This window comes from Gluconobacter sp. P1D12_c (assembly GCF_018812105.1).
GTDB classification, from domain to species: domain Bacteria; phylum Pseudomonadota; class Alphaproteobacteria; order Acetobacterales; family Acetobacteraceae; genus Gluconobacter; species Gluconobacter oxydans_A.
Map to the genome: position 1 here is coordinate 1 of NZ_JACSIQ010000250.1, position 549 is coordinate 549.

A 549-nucleotide genomic window follows, 5' to 3' on the forward strand; every position below is an offset into this window, starting at 1 on the left:
CCATCCTTGTCACATTCTTCTAAATCTTTAACCCAAAGGCGTATCTCATCTTTATTGTCATTAACAAAAACACACTCGTAACAAAAATCATCATCGTCATCGTTCAAATATTCGTTGAATCTTAAAAAACCATATCCCCTGCTTTCTATGTAATCCAAAAACAAAGAAGAATGCGAAGGAAGAMAAMGCAAATAATCTCTATAACTTTTCACATCCTTCACAGGAAAAGAATGGTCAATATAATGGTCATGCAAACAAGTCATGATATCGTAAGGCTTTTCCCAACCGCAATAAACCTCGACCCCATTCCCAAACATATAACGAATAGCCTTGGTCTCATAACGTGCCTTCAATCGCACAGMCTTTATATTGAACAGATTTTCAAGCCTCTGTACTTCTCTCTCTATTTCTCTATATTTTTCCTTCTTTACCATATCCATAACAATCTCCGACCCTCAGTTTGTGGGGTACTGGAAACTTATTGTAGCAGATAGAAATCAATATTTGACTTGTCATAGTGTCCGACTATGACAATTACATTGTCGTCGG

General features: G+C 36.6%; 1 protein-coding gene. It reads right to left on the reverse strand.

The window, feature by feature from the left end:
- Positions 1-440, reverse strand: a 440-nt coding sequence (locus KP705_RS16590) for a hypothetical protein (RefSeq protein WP_215765049.1), incomplete at its 3' end; no start/stop codon positions are given.
- Positions 441-549 lie beyond the last annotated feature (109 nt).